The organism is Glycomyces sp. NRRL B-16210 (assembly GCF_000719515.1).
Taxonomy (GTDB): domain Bacteria; phylum Actinomycetota; class Actinomycetes; order Mycobacteriales; family Micromonosporaceae; genus Glycomyces.
Window position 1 is genome coordinate 89454 of sequence record NZ_JOGR01000004.1, and the last position, 14553, is coordinate 104006.

Here is a 14553-nt window from a genome sequence, read left to right on the forward strand (position 1 = left end):
CGCGGGTGGGGATGTGGTGGTGCCGAGGGGGTTTCGGTGTTGTCGTTGGTCAGGCGATGGGGGCGACTGGGCGGGGGCGTGCGGGGCCGAGGGCGAGTGCCCGCTCGTAGTGGGCGATGAGGGCGTCGCCTTCGGCTTCCCAGGTGCGGCCGGTGACTTTGGCGCGGCCGCGTGCGCCCCATTGGCGCAGCAGGTCGCGGCGTCCGGCGAGGGTTTCGACGGTGGCGGCGAGGGCGGCGGGGTCGCCGGGTGGGAAGTGGGTGCCGTCGACGCCGGGGTCGACGAGTTCGGCGGCGCCGCCGGCGTCGACGGCGACGACGGGGACGCCGGAGGCGTGGGCTTCTTGGATGGTCTGGCCGAAGGTCTCGAACGGTCCGGTGTGGACGAACAGGTCGAGGGAGGCGTACAGGCGGGAGAGGTCGGCGCCGTGGAGGGCGCCGAGGAAGGCCGCTTGGGGCAGGAGGCGTTCGAGGGCGCGGCGGCGGGGTCCGTCGCCGACGACGACCAGGCGGACGCCGGGGACGTCGGCGAGGTCGGCGAGCCAGTGGAGTTGCTTCTCGCGGGCGAGTCGTCCGACGTAGCCGACGAGGAGGTCGCCGTCGGGGGCGAGGGCGTCGTGGAGGGTCTGGTCGCGCAGGCGCGGGTCGAAGCGGTCGGTGTCGACGCCGTGGGGCAGGACCGCGACCGAGCCGATGCCTTGGTCGGTGAGGGATTTGGCGGTGCATTCGGACAGGGCGAGGTTGACCGCCGCTCGGGAGTGGATCGACCGCAGGCGGTGCCATACGAGCTGTTCGAAGGCGGTGAGGTGGTAGGCGCGGGTGTAGGCGGGCAGGTCGGTCTGCCAGACGGCGACCGAGGGGACGCCGCGGCGTTCGGCCCAGACCGCGGCGCGCGCGGTGTAGCCGAAGGGGCTGGCGAGGTGGACGATGTCGGGGGCGTGGGCGTCGAGGGCCTCGTCGAGGGCGCGGGTGGCGAGTCCGGCGCGGAAGTGGCGGTAGGCGGGGAGCCGGACGGAGGGGACGTGGACGACGGGCCAGTCGAAGTCCGGGATCGGGCCGGGTCCGGGCGCGGGGGCGACCACGACCGGTTCGAGCCCGCGGAAGGCCAGGTGCGCGGCGGCGCGGGCGACGGAGCGGGCGACCCCGTTGACCTGAGGCGGGAACGATTCGGTGACGAGTGCGACTCTCATGGTCGGAGCGTAGGAGCCCAGGTGGGCGGTGGAGGGAACCCGACATGGCGGGCGTTTGAACCGCAGCCGATATTCGCGGCGGCCGTGTCCGTTCGGTTCAAGGCCCGCGGCCGGCGGCGGTCATAGTCTCGGGGCATGGCACGTATCAGCAGCGCGATGATCGATCGGTCCGTGGAGTTCCTCCTGCTCACCGGGAGTGTGCTCGATCAGCGTCGGATGGCGCATTTCACCGGTGAGGGGGAGGCGGCGGGGGTGGTGGCCGCTTTGGCGGCCCATCGCACCGCCGACGGCGGGTACGCGTACGCGTTGGAGCCGGATGTGAAGGGTCCGGCGGCGCAGCCGCTGTCGGTGATGGCGGCGTTGGAGATTCTCGACCAGGTCGGCGAGGTCGGTCGCGATGAGCGGCTGCTGGGCTGGTTGGCGGCCCGGAGCGCGCCGGACGGGGGTGTGCCGGATCTGCTGGCGTCGATCGAGGCGTATCCGCGCCCGCCGTGGGTGGCCGCTCCCGCGCAGGACCGGGGCGGGTTGCTGACGACCGCGCGCATCGCCGGTCTTCTGCACCGCCACGGGGTCGCGGACGCGTGGCTCGCGGGGGCGGATCGTTTCTGCCGCGCCGCGATCGATGCGTTGGAGGCCACGCACCCGTATGAGGTGTTCAGCGTCGTGGCCTACCTCGACCATGTGCCCGACCGGGACTGGGCGGCGGCGGCCGCGGCGCGGATCGGTGCGATCGTGCGCGAGACGGGCCTGGTGCTGTTGGACCCGGCCGATCGGGGGCAGGCGAGCCCGCCGGGGTACGCCGAGGACGAGCATCACTTGGCGTGCGACTTCGCGCCGAACCCGCGGAGTCTGGCGGCCGGCTGGTTCACCGACGCCGAGATCGGGGCCGCGCTCGATCACCGCGCGGGCGAGCAGGCCGCCGACGGGGGCTGGCCGATCCATTACCGGCGCTGGTCGCCGGCGATCGAGCAGCAGGCCCGGCCCGGGTTCACCCTCGCGGCGCTGCGCGTGCTGCGCGCCTGGGACTCATAGGGCGCTCGGGGGCCCGCCCGACCAGCGCCGCACTTGACGGCTCAGGTGCGCCTGGTCGGCGTATCCGGCTTCGGCGGCCACCCGCGTCCAGTTCCGGCCGTCGCCCGCGGCGGCGGCCGCGCGGCGAAACCGCAGGATCTGCTCCAGGGTCTTGGGCCCGTACCCGGCCGCGGCCCGCACGCGGCGGCGCAGGTGCCGCTCGGAGTACCCGAGGGCGCGGGCCAGGGCGGTGACGCTGGGCGGCCGGGGCCGGTCGAGCGCGGCGGCGACGGCGACGGCCACCGGGTCGGGGGCGTGGCGTACCAGGCGCTCTTCTAGAGCGGCGGCGAGGATTTCGGTGGCGGCCCAGGCGTCGGGGGCCGCCGCGGCCCGGTCGGCCAGCGCGGCGGCGTTGTCCCACAGCCGGTCCAGGTGCGGTTGGGCGTCGCGCACGGCCGTGGCCGGGACCGGCCCCAGCAGCAGGCGCGCCGCGCCCGGGCGCAGTCGCACGCCCGCGACCGTCGCGCCCGGTGCGAGGTCGACGAGCCGGGGCGCGGCGTCGGGACCGGCCACTTCGAGCCGGTCGCCGAGCCACAGCAGGTCCACGCAGCCGTCGGGGACCACGCGCACTTGGGCGCCTTCGCCGGCGGTGTGGACCCATCGGCACGGCGACCAGGCGCCGAGCGCGCCCTCGACCGCGCGTTCGGTGTACGTGCCGCACTCCCGCATGGCCCGACCGTAGCGCCCCGGTCCGACATCGGCGCCCGGCGAGGTGCGCGACTTCGACTCGGGGTGGTGTCGTACCCGTGCGATAGATATTGGAGGATGCACGCACTGGCCCCGCCAGTCCAGACCCGCCGAGCGCGCTCGCCCGCGACCGCGCCTGCCACACATGTGAAGGAGCCCCCGATGTCACTGTCGAGTGCCGACATCGCTCATCTGGAAGCGGTGCTGGCGCAAGGGAAGAAACCGAAGGTCGTGTTCACCGACGCCGCCGGCCAGATCGCCGGCCGCTCAGGCAAGGTCGTCGCCCTCGACCCCGCCGGCGTCGACGACTTCGTGACCGTCGCCTTCGGATCGGACGAACTGCCCTTCTCCGCCGGCGAACTGCGCCTGCCCGCCCGCGGCGAGGGCACCCGCCGCACCCCGCCCCGCCAGCGCGCCGCCGAGCCCGCCGGGCCTGCCGGACCTTCCGGTCCGGGCCTGCTGCCGGAGGAGCCGGCGCCGAAGTCCAAGCCCGCCACGCCATCTGCGAGTGAGAGGAAGACCGTGAGCACATCCGAGGCGCCCGCACCGGGAGCCGAACCGGCCCCGGCCCCGGTCAAGAAGAAGGCCGCCAGGGCGCGCTCGGCGCAGTCCAAGCAGCCCGAGCTGACCATCACCTTGACCTATGAGGACGGTGAGTGGGCCGTGGCCGCCGCGCGCGGTGCCCGCACCGTCGTCAAGGGCGCCAAGGTCGCCCACCCGGCGGCGCTGGCGATGTGCCAGGCCTCGGGTTCGCCCGAGGTGGGCGAGGTGGTGTCCGAGGTGGTCGAGAAGATCCGCTCCGAGGCCGCCGAGGAGGCCTCGCGGCTGCGCCGCCAGCTCGACGAGGCCGAAGCGCGCCTGGCCGAGTTGAATTAGGTCGTGTTCGGGCCGTCACTACCGTTGTGCGGTGGTGGCGGCCCGTCGTCGTCTCCGCGGGGTGTGTCAGTCGCGGCCGTGTTTGATGTAGATCATGACCGCCTCGCGGGTGGTCTTGACGCCCAGTGCCTGCCGTGCGGCGGCGATGCGGCGGTTGGCGGTGCGCAGTGACACGAATTCGGCTTCGGCGGCGGCGGCGATGGTCGATCCGGCCGCGAGCCGTGCCAGGAGGGCGCGCTGCTCGGTGTCGAGGTCGAGGCCGTCGGCGGCTTCGGCTTTGCCGGGGGTCAGCCCGAGGGGGCCGACGCGGCGCAGGTCCGAGGCGAGGGTCAGCGCGAGCGGCCCGGCCGCGACCGCGACGATCCCGGCCCCGCGGGCGGCGGCGAGCACCGCTTGGGAGGCGGTGTGCTCGTCGGCGACCGTCCCGTGGCAGACGAGCCGGCGTTCGGCCAGGTCCCAGGCCGGCTCCAGGAGCGCGAACCCGCGGTGGGCCGACCAGCCGGCCGAGGCGCACCGGCGCACCAGCGCCTCGGCGTCGCCCGCGGCGGTGACCACGTGCAGCGGCACTTGTTCGCCCATCACGCCTCACCGCCTTCGACCAGGGCCGCTTCCAGCAGCACCGCCGCTTCGGTGCGGGTCTTCGCGCCGAGTTTGCGCATGCCCGAGCGGATGTGGGTCTCCACGGTCTCGGCGGTGATCCCGAGGATCTCGGCGATCCGCCGCGAGGGGTGGCCGGAGGCGACGTGGCGCAGCACCTCCGATTCGCGGTCGGTCAGGCCGCCGCCGCCGCGGGCTGAGCGGCGGTCGCGGCGCACGTCGTGCTTGCGCAGGCCGCGGCGGGCCCTCCCGGCCAGGACGATGAGGCCGTGTTCGTCGGCGATCCTTTCGGCCGCTTCGAGGGCGTTGACGGCCGAGCGCGGGTCGGCCGCATGGGCGGCGAGGGCCAGCAGGCACCGGACCTGTTCGCGTGCGGCCAGGCCGTCCCAGGCGGTCGCGGCCTGGGCGAACGGGCCGGGTGCGGCCTTGTCCCAGGCGTTGAGGGTCGAGGCGACCGGCGCCGGCCACGGCGTCGGGTCGGCCGGGACGGGGTCGGTGCCGGTGTCGTAGGCGATCCAGCGGCCGGTGATGTGCGCGAGGCCGCCGACCAGGCCCGGTCGGGCCTCGGGCGCTTCGGGTCCGGGCTGGCCGTCGAGCCAGGCGGTCTCGTGTTCGAGCCAGGCGACGAGGCCGTCGAGCGCCGCGGGGGCGTCGTGCAGGCGCGCCAGTCGCGCCCGGGCGGCGCCGAGCGCGCCGGTGTCGGCTTCGGCGAGGGCGATGGCCGCGGCGATGAGCGTGTCGGCGACCGCCGGCAGGGCGTGGTCGGCCAGGGACTGGGCCGCGGCGATCACGTTGTCCAGGCCGGTGCCGGACAGGACCAGGCACCAGGCGGCGGCGGCCAGGAACCGGGTCTGCCACGAGTAGGCACCGTCAAGTCCGGCGCGGTCGGCCGCTTCGTGGGCGACCGCTTCGGCCTCGACCAGGCGCGCGGCGTCGGCCAGGGCGATCACCCGCGACCAGGCGCACCAGGCGGCGGTCGTGGCGTCCCCGGCCGCCCGCGCGAGCGTCTCGGCGGCGGCGAGCGCGTCGGGGTCGTCGCCGGCCAGGGCCGCGGCCAGTCCCGGGTGGCCGATCCTGGGGTGGGCGGCGCGGATCGCCGCGGCCAGGACCGGTCGTTCGTGGGCCGGGGCGCACAGCAGCCGCAACTGATCGGTCTCGGGCCCCGGCGGCGCCGCTTGGAGCGCTTCGCGGGCCCGGGGGGTCTCGCCGATGGCCAGCAGCGCCCAGGCGCGCACGACCGCCGCCTCGGATCCGGCCCGGTCGCCCGCCGCGTCGAGGACGGCCAGGGCCGCGCCGGTGCGACCGGCCTCCAGGGCGGCGCGGGCGGCGGCCACGGCGTGGGCCGGGTCGATGTCGGCGGCCAGCAGGAGCGCTTCGGCCCGCGTCTGCGGGCGCGCTCCCGCCGCGGCCTCGAGCGCGGTGGCCAGGGCCGTGCCGGTCGCGCCGGCGGCGTGGGCGTGGCGGGCCGACTCCACGCCCGAGGTCGCCTCGGCGAGGCGCTCGTGCATGGACCGGCGCGCTTCAGGTTCGAGGATGCCCGCGGCGATCTCGGCCAGCCAGGGGCTGGCCGGGCGCAGGTGGACGCCTTCGGGGACGGCCAGGCCCGCCTCGGTCAAGACCGCGGCGCCCTCGCCGAGCAGGCTCGGGTGCGCCGGGCGGCCCAGCAGGCCGAGCGCGGCCAGGGCGGTGCGCCCGGCGCGGGGCAGGTCGCTGATCGCCGCCGCCGCGGCCGAGGCCGGGTCGGTGGGCGCGTCGAAGTCGAACTCGACGCTGTCGTGCTGGGCCGCGCGCCGCGCCAGAGCGGTCAGCGCGAGCGGATTGCCGCCGGCGCGCACGCTCAGCGCCGCCACCCGCGAGGGCGCCAGCGCCGGGGCCGCCTCGGCGACCAGGCGCACCGCTTCGGCGTCGGTCAGCGCCGGCACCGCAATCACGGTGGCGGCCGCCAGCAGCCGCGTCAGGGCCTCGTCGCCGAGGCGGTTGGGCACGCGCAGGGCCGCGGCCACCGGCAGGCGCTCGGCCAGGACCGGCAGGGCCGCGAGCGTCGCCGCGTCGCACCATTGGAGGTCGTCGATGACCAGCAGTCCCCCGCGGGTGCGCGAGTAGACCGCTTCGGCCAGCAGCGGCAGGTCGTCGGCGGGCATCCGCGCCCGCGTGGCCCGCTCCAGCGCCAGCGCCGGGGCGCCCGAGAGCGTGGCCAGGCCGCCGCCGGCGTGCACGGGCCGCTTGGAGGCGCGGGCGAGGCGCTCCAGCAGGCGGGTGCGGCCGCACCCGGGCGGGCCGGTGATCACGACCAGGCCCGGGCCCGCGAGCGCCCCGGCCATGGCGCGCAGCGCGTCGTCGCGGTCCGCGGGCCCCGCGGGGTCCGCCTGGGCGGCGCGGGACCGGGCCAGACCGGGGGTGGGCGGCGGGGCTGCCAAGGGGGCTCCTAACGCTGTGGCACGAATGGGGGAGGCGGCCGGGCGGTCGCGGTTTGTATGGTCGTGATGTCGACGGTGGCCGACGCCTCTCATGATATTGCGGAAAGTTCGATGCCGCAGACCGGCGTCGGCGGCCGCAGCGCCGAGACTGACGGAGAGGGCGGACACGGAGGCATGGTGGCAGGGCAACTCACCACAAGTGTGGCGGGCATGTGCGAAGAACTGGCCGGCAAGGTCAGCAGCGCCTCTCGCCCCGTGGTCGAGGACGTGGCCTCCCGTCTGGGGCAGCCGCTGCGCGTGGCCGTCGCCGGGCGCCTCAAAGCCGGAAAGTCGACACTCGTCAACGCCTTGATCGGCCGCCGGGTGGCCCCCACCGCCGCCGGGGAGTGCACGCGCGTGGTCACCCAGTTCAGGTACGGCCCGGCCGACCGGGTCGACGTCGTCGCCCGCAACGGCGTCAAGCACGCCGTCCCGTTGGACGCCTCGGGGATGATCCCCACGACGCTGCCGATCCCGGCCGACGAGGCCGCGATGATCGACGTCCAGCTCTCCTCGGACCGGCTGCGGGACCTCACCGTGGTCGACACGCCCGGCCTCCAGTCGGTCAACACCGACATCTCCGAGGCCGCCCGCGAGATGCTTTTCGCCGCCCCGATCGCCGAGGACGTCGACGACGACTCGCGCGCGGCCGTCGAGTCGGCCGAGGCGATCATCTACGTGTTCACCCAGCAGGTCCGCGCCGACGACGTCGAGGCGCTCGAGGCGTTCGCCAAGGCCTCCCAGCAGATGTCGTCCTCGCCGATGAACGCCCTGGGCCTGTACAACAAGGCCGACAAGCTCGCCCCCGGGCCCGGCCAGGACCCCTGGCCGGTGGCCGGGCCGATCGCCGCCGACCAGGCCGCGGTCCTGCGCCGCAGCGTCTGCGACGTCGTGCCCGTCGTCGGGCTGTTGGCCGAGACGGCCGAGGCCGGGCTGTTGACGGCCGCCGACTGCGAGGCGCTGCGGACCCTCGCGGGCCTCGACGAGGGCAAGCGGACCCTCATGCTCGCCTCCGCCGGGCTGTTCCTGTCCACCGAGGGCCCGGTCGACAAGCACCAGCGCCAGCGCCTGCTCGAACGGCTCGACCTGTACGGCATCCACTTCGCCATGGCGCACCTGGACGCCAACCCGCACATGGCGACCGGCGAGCTCGTGCGGCTGCTGTTCGCCGCCTCGGGCTTCCCGCGGCTGCGCACGACCCTGCACCAGATCTTCGGCGTCCGCGCCGACGTCATCAAGGCCGGCTGGGCCCTCGCGCGCCTCGACGCCGCCGCCGCGTCCGGGCCAGCTGCCGACCGCGACCTGCTGCGCGGGGCGGTCGAGTCGATCGTCGCCCGCCCCGAATACCACCGGCTGCCGCTGCTGGAGGCGGCCGCGCAGGTGACCACCGGGCAGGTCGCCCTGCCCGAGGCCATGGAGGCCGAGGTCGCCCGACTGGCTCTGACCGACGATGCCGGGGTCGTCCTCGGCCTGCCCGGCGAGGCGCGCCCCCAACTGCGCCGCGCCGCCATCGAAGCGGCCGCGCGCTGGCGCGCGTTCGCCAACGGCGGCGCCACGCCCTCGCAGGCCCGGGTGGCGAACGTGGTGCATCGTGGGTTCCATCTGCTGGCCCAGCGGCTCGGCTGAGACACACTGACATAAGGAGAGCAAAGTGACGAATCGAATCGGCGGACCGCTGGTGGGGGCCCTCGTGGGACTCGCCGCCGCCGCCCTCGGCGCGGTGTTCCTCACCGGCGGGTTCGATCCGGTGACCCTGGCCGTCGGGGCCGGGTCGGTCGTCGTCACCGCCGTCGTCGCCGTCCTCTCCGGGCGGTCGATCGCGCCGCCGACGCCAGAAGCCCCCGCCGCTGAGGCCTACGTCGCGCCGCAGGCCGCCGAGCCGGCCGCCGACGCCCAGGCCGGCGCCGACCGCACCGTCCTGGTCGACGCGTGCATCTGGATGCGCGACCGCGCCACCTCCCCGGCGCTGGCCCAGCACCTCGACGGCGCGTTCGCGCGCGTGGGCGTGTCCCAGGTCGACGCCACCGGCCAGCGGTTCGACCCGGCCGTCCACGAGGTCGGCGCGACGGTCGCGGCCGCCAGCCCCGCCGAGGACGGCATCATCGCCCGCACCGAGACGCCCGGTTACACCGACCGCGGACGGCTGCTGCGCCACCCGATCGTCACCGTCTACCGCGGGCAGGTGCGGGCATGACCGACACCGCCGCCGAGGCCCCCGCCAAGAAGGCCGCCCCGAAGCCGAACCCGGCCGCGCAGATCCACAAGCTGTGCGCCAAGGCCGCCAAGGCCGGCAACGCCTCGCTGCGCACCGTCGACGCCAAGGCCGCCGCCGAGGTCGACGAGGTCTCCCGCTGGCAGCCCGACAAGCCCGTGGCCGTCATCGTCGGCGAGACCAAACGCGGCAAGTCCTCCCTGGTCAACGCTTTGTTGGGGATGCCGGGTCTGTCGCCGGTCGACGCGCAGGTGGCCACCACCGCCTACCTCGAGTTCGCCTGGGCCGACCAGGCCTCGGTGCGCGCCTGGCAGCCGGGCGCCTCCGACCCGATGCTCCTGGGCGTGGGCGACCTGCGCAACTGGGCCACGCGGCTGGGCACCATGCCCCCCGGGATGGTCCCGCCCCGCCGGATGCTCGTGGGCCACCCCTCGGCGCTGCTCAAGCACATGTCGATCGTCGACACCCCCGGCACCGGCGGCCTCGACCCCGACCACGCCCAGATCGCCCTCGAGGCGGTCGCCCGCGCCACGTGCCTGATCATGGTCACCGACGCCTCCAGCCCGATGGCCAAGACCGAACTGGACTTCCTCACCGAGGCGTCCAAACGCGTCAACTTCGTCGTCTTCGCCCTGACCAAGACCGACACCTACCCGGGCTGGCGCACGGTCATGGAGGAGAACCGCTCCCTCATCGAGGCCCACGCCCCGCGTTTTCGCAACGCCCCGCACTTCCCGGTCTCGGCGATGCTCGCCGAGCACGCCCTCGCCTCGCAGGGACCCACGCGCCAGGCGCTGGCCCGCGAATCGGGCATCGGGAAGATGCAGCGGGCCCTGGTGCGCGTCGCCTCGGCCGGGAAGGCCCTGGTGGCCGCGAACGTGGTGCGCGCGGTGCGCACCGAGTTCCAGCGCCTGGCGCTGTCGGCCGCCGAGGACATGAAGGCCTACGACCCCGACCCTGAGGCCGCCAACCGGTTGAAGGAGGAGAAGAAGCAGGCCCTGGCGCTGCGGCGCACCGAGACGAAGAAGGCGAACCTCGCCTTGCGCGTGGAGACCCAGCGGGCCAAGATCGAGGTCCAGGGCCGGTTGCGCACCCACTTGCAGGAACTTGAAGAAGCGCTGCTCGACGAGGTCGAGAAGGCCAACAAGGCCGCGCTTGAATCGCTCCCTCAGCGCGTGGACATCGCGTTGCAGGGCATCGCCGCGCGCTTGTCCGGCGAGCTGCACCAGCGGTTCGTGCTCCTGGCCGAGCGCGTCCTGCGGCAGGTGTTCAACGACGACGAACTGCGCCAGGCGACCAACGCGATCTCCGCGGGCCTGCGCACGGCCGCCTCGGGGCGGACCCGCCGCGACGCGGCCAACGACGGCGCGCTCCTGGTCGCCTCCTCGGCGGGCGTGGCGATGATGGCCGGGCGCGTGGTCTCCATGGGCGCCGGCGCGGTCGGCCTGACCGCCGTCGCCGGCACCGCCGGCGCGATCGCCCTGTCGGCCTCCGGTATCGGCGTCGGCCTGGCCGCCGCCGCGTTCTTGCTGTACCGACGCAAGATCCAGGGCAACCGCCAGGCCGCCAAGGGCTGGGTCCAGCGGATCATCGCCGAGGCGCGGGCGAACCTCAACGAGGAGATCAGCTTCCGGTTCACCGAGGTCGAGTTCGTCTTCAACTCCACCCTCGACGACGCCCTGGAGCGGCGCGCGGCGGAGTTCGACGCGCGCATTTCGGCGGCCGAGAACGCCGCCAAGGCCGACCAGGCCGCCCGCGCCAAGAAGCAGGCCGCGCTCAAGCAGCGCCGCGACTCCATGGCCACCAAGGTCAAACAGCTCGACGAGGTGCTGGCCAAGGCCCGCACCCTCGTCCCGGGAGAGGGGGACTCCGATGGATGATTTCGGTCCGTTCGACTCCGATGAACACGGCGACGACCTCGACGGGGGCGACTTCCACGGCGATTTCGCCTCCGGCGCGGACGCCCCCGACTTGGACGCCTTCGACGAAGCGGAGGTTCCCGGCGGCGACGACCTGGACGCGTTCGACTTCGACGAGGGCGAGGACCTCGACGACCTCGACGAGGGCTTCATGGACGAAGCCGGCGACGCAGGCGAGGTCGAGGCCGAGTACGACGGCGAGGACGCGGCCGGCGACGAGACCGCCTACGCCGCCACGTACGAGGACCTGCTGCTGTCCGAGGCCGACAACCCGCCGGGCTTCCCGCCCGAACTGGACTTGGACGTGCCCGAACCGGTCGACGGCTACCCGTGGGTCGACCTCGACGTGATGGGCACCGCCGAGTCCGAGCCGTGGGTCAACGGCGCCTCGGCCAGCCCCGTGGACGCCTCCGAGTACGCCCTCGCCGACATCGACGACCCCGCCGCCTCCGCGCTCGCCCGGTTCTGGCAGCACTGATCGTCTCCCGCGGGCCCGCCCCGGCACGCCGCCCGCGAACCACGCCTCGGGCCTGTCGCCGCTTGCGCTTAGGCGAGCGATGATGGACGCATGAACGCCGACCGACCCGCCGGGCCCAGGGCCTGGGCCGCCGCCGGCGCCCTCGCCGCCTTCGCCGGACTGGCACTCGCCCACGCCGTGGCCGCCGCCTTCGCGCCCCGGGCCGCACCGCTGTCGGCGACCAGCGACCTCGTCGTCGCCGCCTCCCCCACCTGGTTCACCCGGTGGGCCATCGACACGTTCGGCACCGCCGACAAACCGCTGCTCATCGCCGCCCTCGCCGCTGGACTGGCCGGCGTCGGCGCCCTGGCGGGCCTGGCCTGGCGCACCCGACCGCGCCTCGGCGCGCTCCTCATCGCCGCCTGCGCCGCCCTCGCGGGCGCCGCGGCCGTCTCGCGCCCCGGCCTCTCGCTCGCCGCGGCGATACCGGCGCTGCTGGGCGCGGCCGCGGCAGCCGCGGCACTGACATGGTGGCACCGCACCGGCCGCGAAGGGACCCCGGCCGGACGCCGGGTCTTCCTCGGCGTCCTCGCCGGCGTCGGCGCCGCAGCCCTAGTCGGGGCGCGTTGGGCCGGACGGGTCGGACCCGCCGCCGTCGAAGCCGACCGAGCCGCCCTCGACCTGCCCGAGGCCGACGTCCCCGCGCCCGACCCGGGACCGAACGCCGACCTCGACGTCGAAGGCCTGTCGCCCTACCGGACCCCCAACGGCGACTTCTACCGCATCGACACCGCGATCACCGCCCCCCGCGTCGACGTCGACACCTGGTCGCTGCGCGTCCACGGCATGGTCGACCGCGAACTCCAGTTCACCTTCGCCGACCTGCTCGGGCGCGAACTGGTCGAACGCGACATCACCCTCGCCTGCGTCTCCAACCCCGTCGGCGGCGACCTGGTCGGCAACGCCCGCTGGCTCGGCGTCCCGCTCGCCGACCTCCTCGCCGAGGCCGGACCCGACCCCGCCGCCGACCAGCTCGTCTCCCGCTCCTCCGACGGCTGGACCGCCGGGACCCCCACCGAACTGGTCTTCGACGGCCGCGACGCGCTGATCGCCGTCGGCATGAACGGCCATCCGCTCCCGGTCGACCACGGCTGGCCCGCCCGACTGGTCATCCCCGGCCTCTACGGGTACGTCTCGGCCACCAAGTGGCTCACCGAACTCGAACTGACCACCTTCGACGCCTACGACGCCTACTGGATCACCCGCGGCTGGTCCACCCCGCGCCCCATCAAGACCGCCTCGCGCATCGATACCCCCGCCCGCCGCGCCCGGGCCGGGACCGTCACCGTCGCCGGCGTCGCCTGGGCCCAGCACCGCGGCATCAGCGCCGTCGACCTGAGGATCGACAATGGTGAATGGCGCGAGTGCGCACTGTCCGATGTCGCCACCGGCGACACCTGGCGGCAATGGCGGATCGAATGGGACGCTCCGGAAGGCGAGCACACGCTCACCGTCCGCGCCACCGACGGCGAAGGGAACCCGCAGACCAGCGCGGTCGCCGGCGTCGTCCCCGACGGCGCCACCGGACTCCACAGTGTCACCGTCACCGTCGATTGAGACGCGCGACCGCACGCGTCCGCGAAGCATTCGAGTGAAATTCTCGGACCTGGCGACACCGGAAGCGGCGATGCGGCGGTAGATTGACAGCATTACCGTCGAGACCGACGACCGATTCCCCCTCGCCGGGCCGCTGGCCCGTCCCCGTACGACCGACCGGGAGCCGCGTGGTGAACGAACCAGACCACTACCGCGTACTCGGGGTGAGCCCGGAGGCACCCAGATCCGAGATCCAGGCCGCCTACCGCCGTCGCCTGCGCGACACCCACCCCGACCGCGGCGGTGACGAAGCCGAGTTCCATCTCGTCCAGAGCGCCTGGGAGATCCTCTCCCACCCCGGGCACCGCCGCGAGTACGACCTGCTGCGCTTCGGCCGCCGCGCCGCCCGCCGCTACGGCCGCGCCGCCGCCAAGCCCTCCCACCGCAAGGTCCGCGGCTGGAACGTCGCCCCCGCACCGCAGCCGCAGGAGCAGTCCCTGTCGACCGAAGGCGCGCTCGTGGCCGTCCCCTGGCACGCCAGGATCCGCCGCACCCGGCCCGTCCACCGGCCCTCCGCGTGGATCGCCGGGGCCGTGACCGCCGCCGTCGCGACCCTGTGGACCATCGCCGGATTCGCGTTCTGCGCCGCCGCGCTCGCCACCGGCGCCTCGCTGTTCGTGCGCGCCCTGTCGATCCCGGCCGCCCTCGCCATCGTCTTCATCGTGTTCGTCCAGACCAGCCGGGCCCTGCGCCACCGCCCCACCGCCGCCCCGACCCGCCCCACCGGGCGATTGATCCTCGCGTTCCTGTTCGCGGCCGCCGCCGTGTGGCTGCCGGGACCGGGCAACCTGTGGGGCTGGTACCTCGGCGTGTTCGTCCTCACCGGCGCGAGTCTGGCGTGGACGGTCCGGCGCCTGCGCTGGACCCTCGCCCTGCGCCGCGCCGTCGGCGGCGCCCTGCGCCAGTTCAACGCCTTCGGCCCCATCGGCACCAGCCCCAAAGCCGACCGGCCCACCGGCAAACTCCTGCGGGAAGTCCTCACGAACCTCCCGGCCTCGCGCCTGTTCGTCGCCCTCCCGGCCGAAGCGGACACGCGCGTGCCCCACGCGATCGTCTGCGGCGACCGGGTCGCGCTGCTGTGCGCACCGGTCGGCCGCGACAGCGCCGACGTCGACTCCGTCAACCTCCCCGAAGCCGTCGCCGCCCTCGCCGCGGCCGTACCGCACGCGCACGTCCAAGGCTGGGTCCTGTGGCCGACCCTGCCCGAGACCGCCCGCGAAGGCGAGGCCGCCGCCGTCCACGACGTCGCCGTCGGCCAGGCCGCCGCCGACATCGGCATGTGGCTCGCCGCCGGCGGCGCCGTCTACGACCTGCCGGTCCTCCAGACCCTGCGGATGCTCCTGGCCACCATCCCCGGCCCGCGCACCGACGACCTCACCCCCGTCGTCCGCGCCTGAGACCGCCCCCGCCGCAACGCGGCCGCACCCGACGGT

Annotated in this window: 12 protein-coding genes; 8 read left to right on the top strand and 4 right to left on the bottom strand. The window is 74.9% G+C overall.

The features are described 5' to 3' along the window. Window positions 1–49 precede the first annotated feature (49 nt). The gene (locus tag IF12_RS0106815) at window positions 50–1189 is read right to left on the bottom strand and encodes a glycosyltransferase family 1 protein (RefSeq protein ID WP_030156085.1); all 1140 of its coding nucleotides are present in this window, start codon (window positions 1187–1189) and stop codon (window positions 50–52) included. Window positions 1190–1324: 135 nt separating this feature from the next. Between IF12_RS0106815 and IF12_RS0106820 the strand changes: the two genes are divergently transcribed. Continuing rightward, window positions 1325–2221 (top strand): hypothetical protein, encoded by an 897-nt coding sequence (locus IF12_RS0106820; RefSeq protein WP_030156087.1) that lies wholly within the window; start codon window positions 1325–1327, stop codon window positions 2219–2221. Here the strand turns inward: IF12_RS0106820 and IF12_RS0106825 are convergent. After that, window positions 2216–2929, bottom strand: coding sequence for an AraC family transcriptional regulator (locus tag IF12_RS0106825; RefSeq protein WP_051704063.1), 714 nt, complete (start codon window positions 2927–2929; stop codon window positions 2216–2218). The two genes, IF12_RS0106820 and IF12_RS0106825, sit on opposite strands and share 6 nt — an antisense overlap. Before the next feature lie 180 nt (window positions 2930–3109). Between IF12_RS0106825 and IF12_RS0106830 the strand changes: the two genes are divergently transcribed. Next, a complete protein-coding gene (locus IF12_RS0106830) occupies window positions 3110–3823 on the top strand; it encodes a hypothetical protein (protein ID WP_030156091.1) in 714 nt (237 codons plus the stop codon). A 66-nt stretch (window positions 3824–3889) separates the two neighbouring features. Here IF12_RS0106830 and IF12_RS0106835 read toward each other — a convergent pair whose 3' ends face one another. Then, entirely contained in the window at window positions 3890–4402 is a 513-nt protein-coding gene (locus tag IF12_RS0106835) for a hypothetical protein (RefSeq protein WP_030156093.1), read from the bottom strand. Further along, window positions 4402–6837: a LuxR C-terminal-related transcriptional regulator gene (locus tag IF12_RS0106840; protein WP_197034634.1), complete on the bottom strand. Its 2436-nt coding sequence runs from the start codon at window positions 6835–6837 to the stop codon at window positions 4402–4404. The genes IF12_RS0106835 and IF12_RS0106840 overlap by 1 nt, the downstream gene beginning before the upstream one ends. A 210-nt stretch (window positions 6838–7047) precedes the next feature. Here IF12_RS0106840 and IF12_RS0106845 point away from each other — a divergent pair, with 210 nt between their 5' ends. From IF12_RS0106845 to IF12_RS26990, 6 genes are all read left to right on the top strand, one after another. Next, the gene (locus IF12_RS0106845) at window positions 7048–8502 is read left to right on the top strand and encodes a dynamin family protein (RefSeq protein WP_231492415.1); all 1455 of its coding nucleotides are present in this window, start codon (window positions 7048–7050) and stop codon (window positions 8500–8502) included. Between the two features lie 25 nt (window positions 8503–8527). Further along, a complete protein-coding gene (locus IF12_RS26065) occupies window positions 8528–9070 on the top strand; it encodes a nucleotide exchange factor GrpE (protein WP_197034635.1) in 543 nt (180 codons plus the stop codon). Further along, a complete protein-coding gene (locus IF12_RS0106855) occupies window positions 9067–10968 on the top strand; it encodes a dynamin family protein (protein ID WP_030156102.1) in 1902 nt (633 codons plus the stop codon). Before IF12_RS26065 ends, IF12_RS0106855 begins: the two co-directional genes overlap by 4 nt. After that, window positions 10961–11485: a hypothetical protein gene (locus IF12_RS23845; RefSeq protein ID WP_051704064.1), complete on the top strand. Its 525-nt coding sequence runs from the start codon at window positions 10961–10963 to the stop codon at window positions 11483–11485. The genes IF12_RS0106855 and IF12_RS23845 overlap by 8 nt, the downstream gene beginning before the upstream one ends. 90 nt (window positions 11486–11575) lie before the next feature. Then, window positions 11576–13081 (top strand): molybdopterin-dependent oxidoreductase, encoded by a 1506-nt coding sequence (locus IF12_RS26985; protein ID WP_030156106.1) that lies wholly within the window; start codon window positions 11576–11578, stop codon window positions 13079–13081. A gap of 170 nt (window positions 13082–13251) precedes the next feature. Then, window positions 13252–14517, top strand: a complete 1266-nt coding sequence (locus IF12_RS26990) for a J domain-containing protein (protein ID WP_166659594.1) — start codon at window positions 13252–13254, stop codon at window positions 14515–14517. Window positions 14518–14553: the final 36 nt, after the last annotated feature.

What these genes read in the sequence shown, in the direction of transcription:
- IF12_RS0106815 (WP_030156085.1), bottom strand. Translation starts at nt 1,189, where the DNA reads ATGAGAGTCGCACTCGTCACCGAATCGTTCCCGCCTCAGGTCAACGGG.
- IF12_RS0106820 (WP_030156087.1), top strand. Translation starts at nt 1,325, where the DNA reads ATGGCACGTATCAGCAGCGCGATGATCGATCGGTCCGTGGAGTTCCTC.
- IF12_RS0106825 (WP_051704063.1), bottom strand. Translation starts at nt 2,929, where the DNA reads ATGCGGGAGTGCGGCACGTACACCGAACGCGCGGTCGAGGGCGCGCTC.
- IF12_RS0106830 (WP_030156091.1), top strand. Translation starts at nt 3,110, where the DNA reads ATGTCACTGTCGAGTGCCGACATCGCTCATCTGGAAGCGGTGCTGGCG.
- IF12_RS0106835 (WP_030156093.1), bottom strand. Translation starts at nt 4,402, where the DNA reads ATGGGCGAACAAGTGCCGCTGCACGTGGTCACCGCCGCGGGCGACGCC.
- IF12_RS0106845 (WP_231492415.1), top strand. Translation starts at nt 7,048, where the DNA reads ATGTGCGAAGAACTGGCCGGCAAGGTCAGCAGCGCCTCTCGCCCCGTG.
- IF12_RS0106855 (WP_030156102.1), top strand. Translation starts at nt 9,067, where the DNA reads ATGACCGACACCGCCGCCGAGGCCCCCGCCAAGAAGGCCGCCCCGAAG.
- IF12_RS23845 (WP_051704064.1), top strand. Translation starts at nt 10,961, where the DNA reads ATGGATGATTTCGGTCCGTTCGACTCCGATGAACACGGCGACGACCTC.
- IF12_RS26985 (WP_030156106.1), top strand. Translation starts at nt 11,576, where the DNA reads ATGAACGCCGACCGACCCGCCGGGCCCAGGGCCTGGGCCGCCGCCGGC.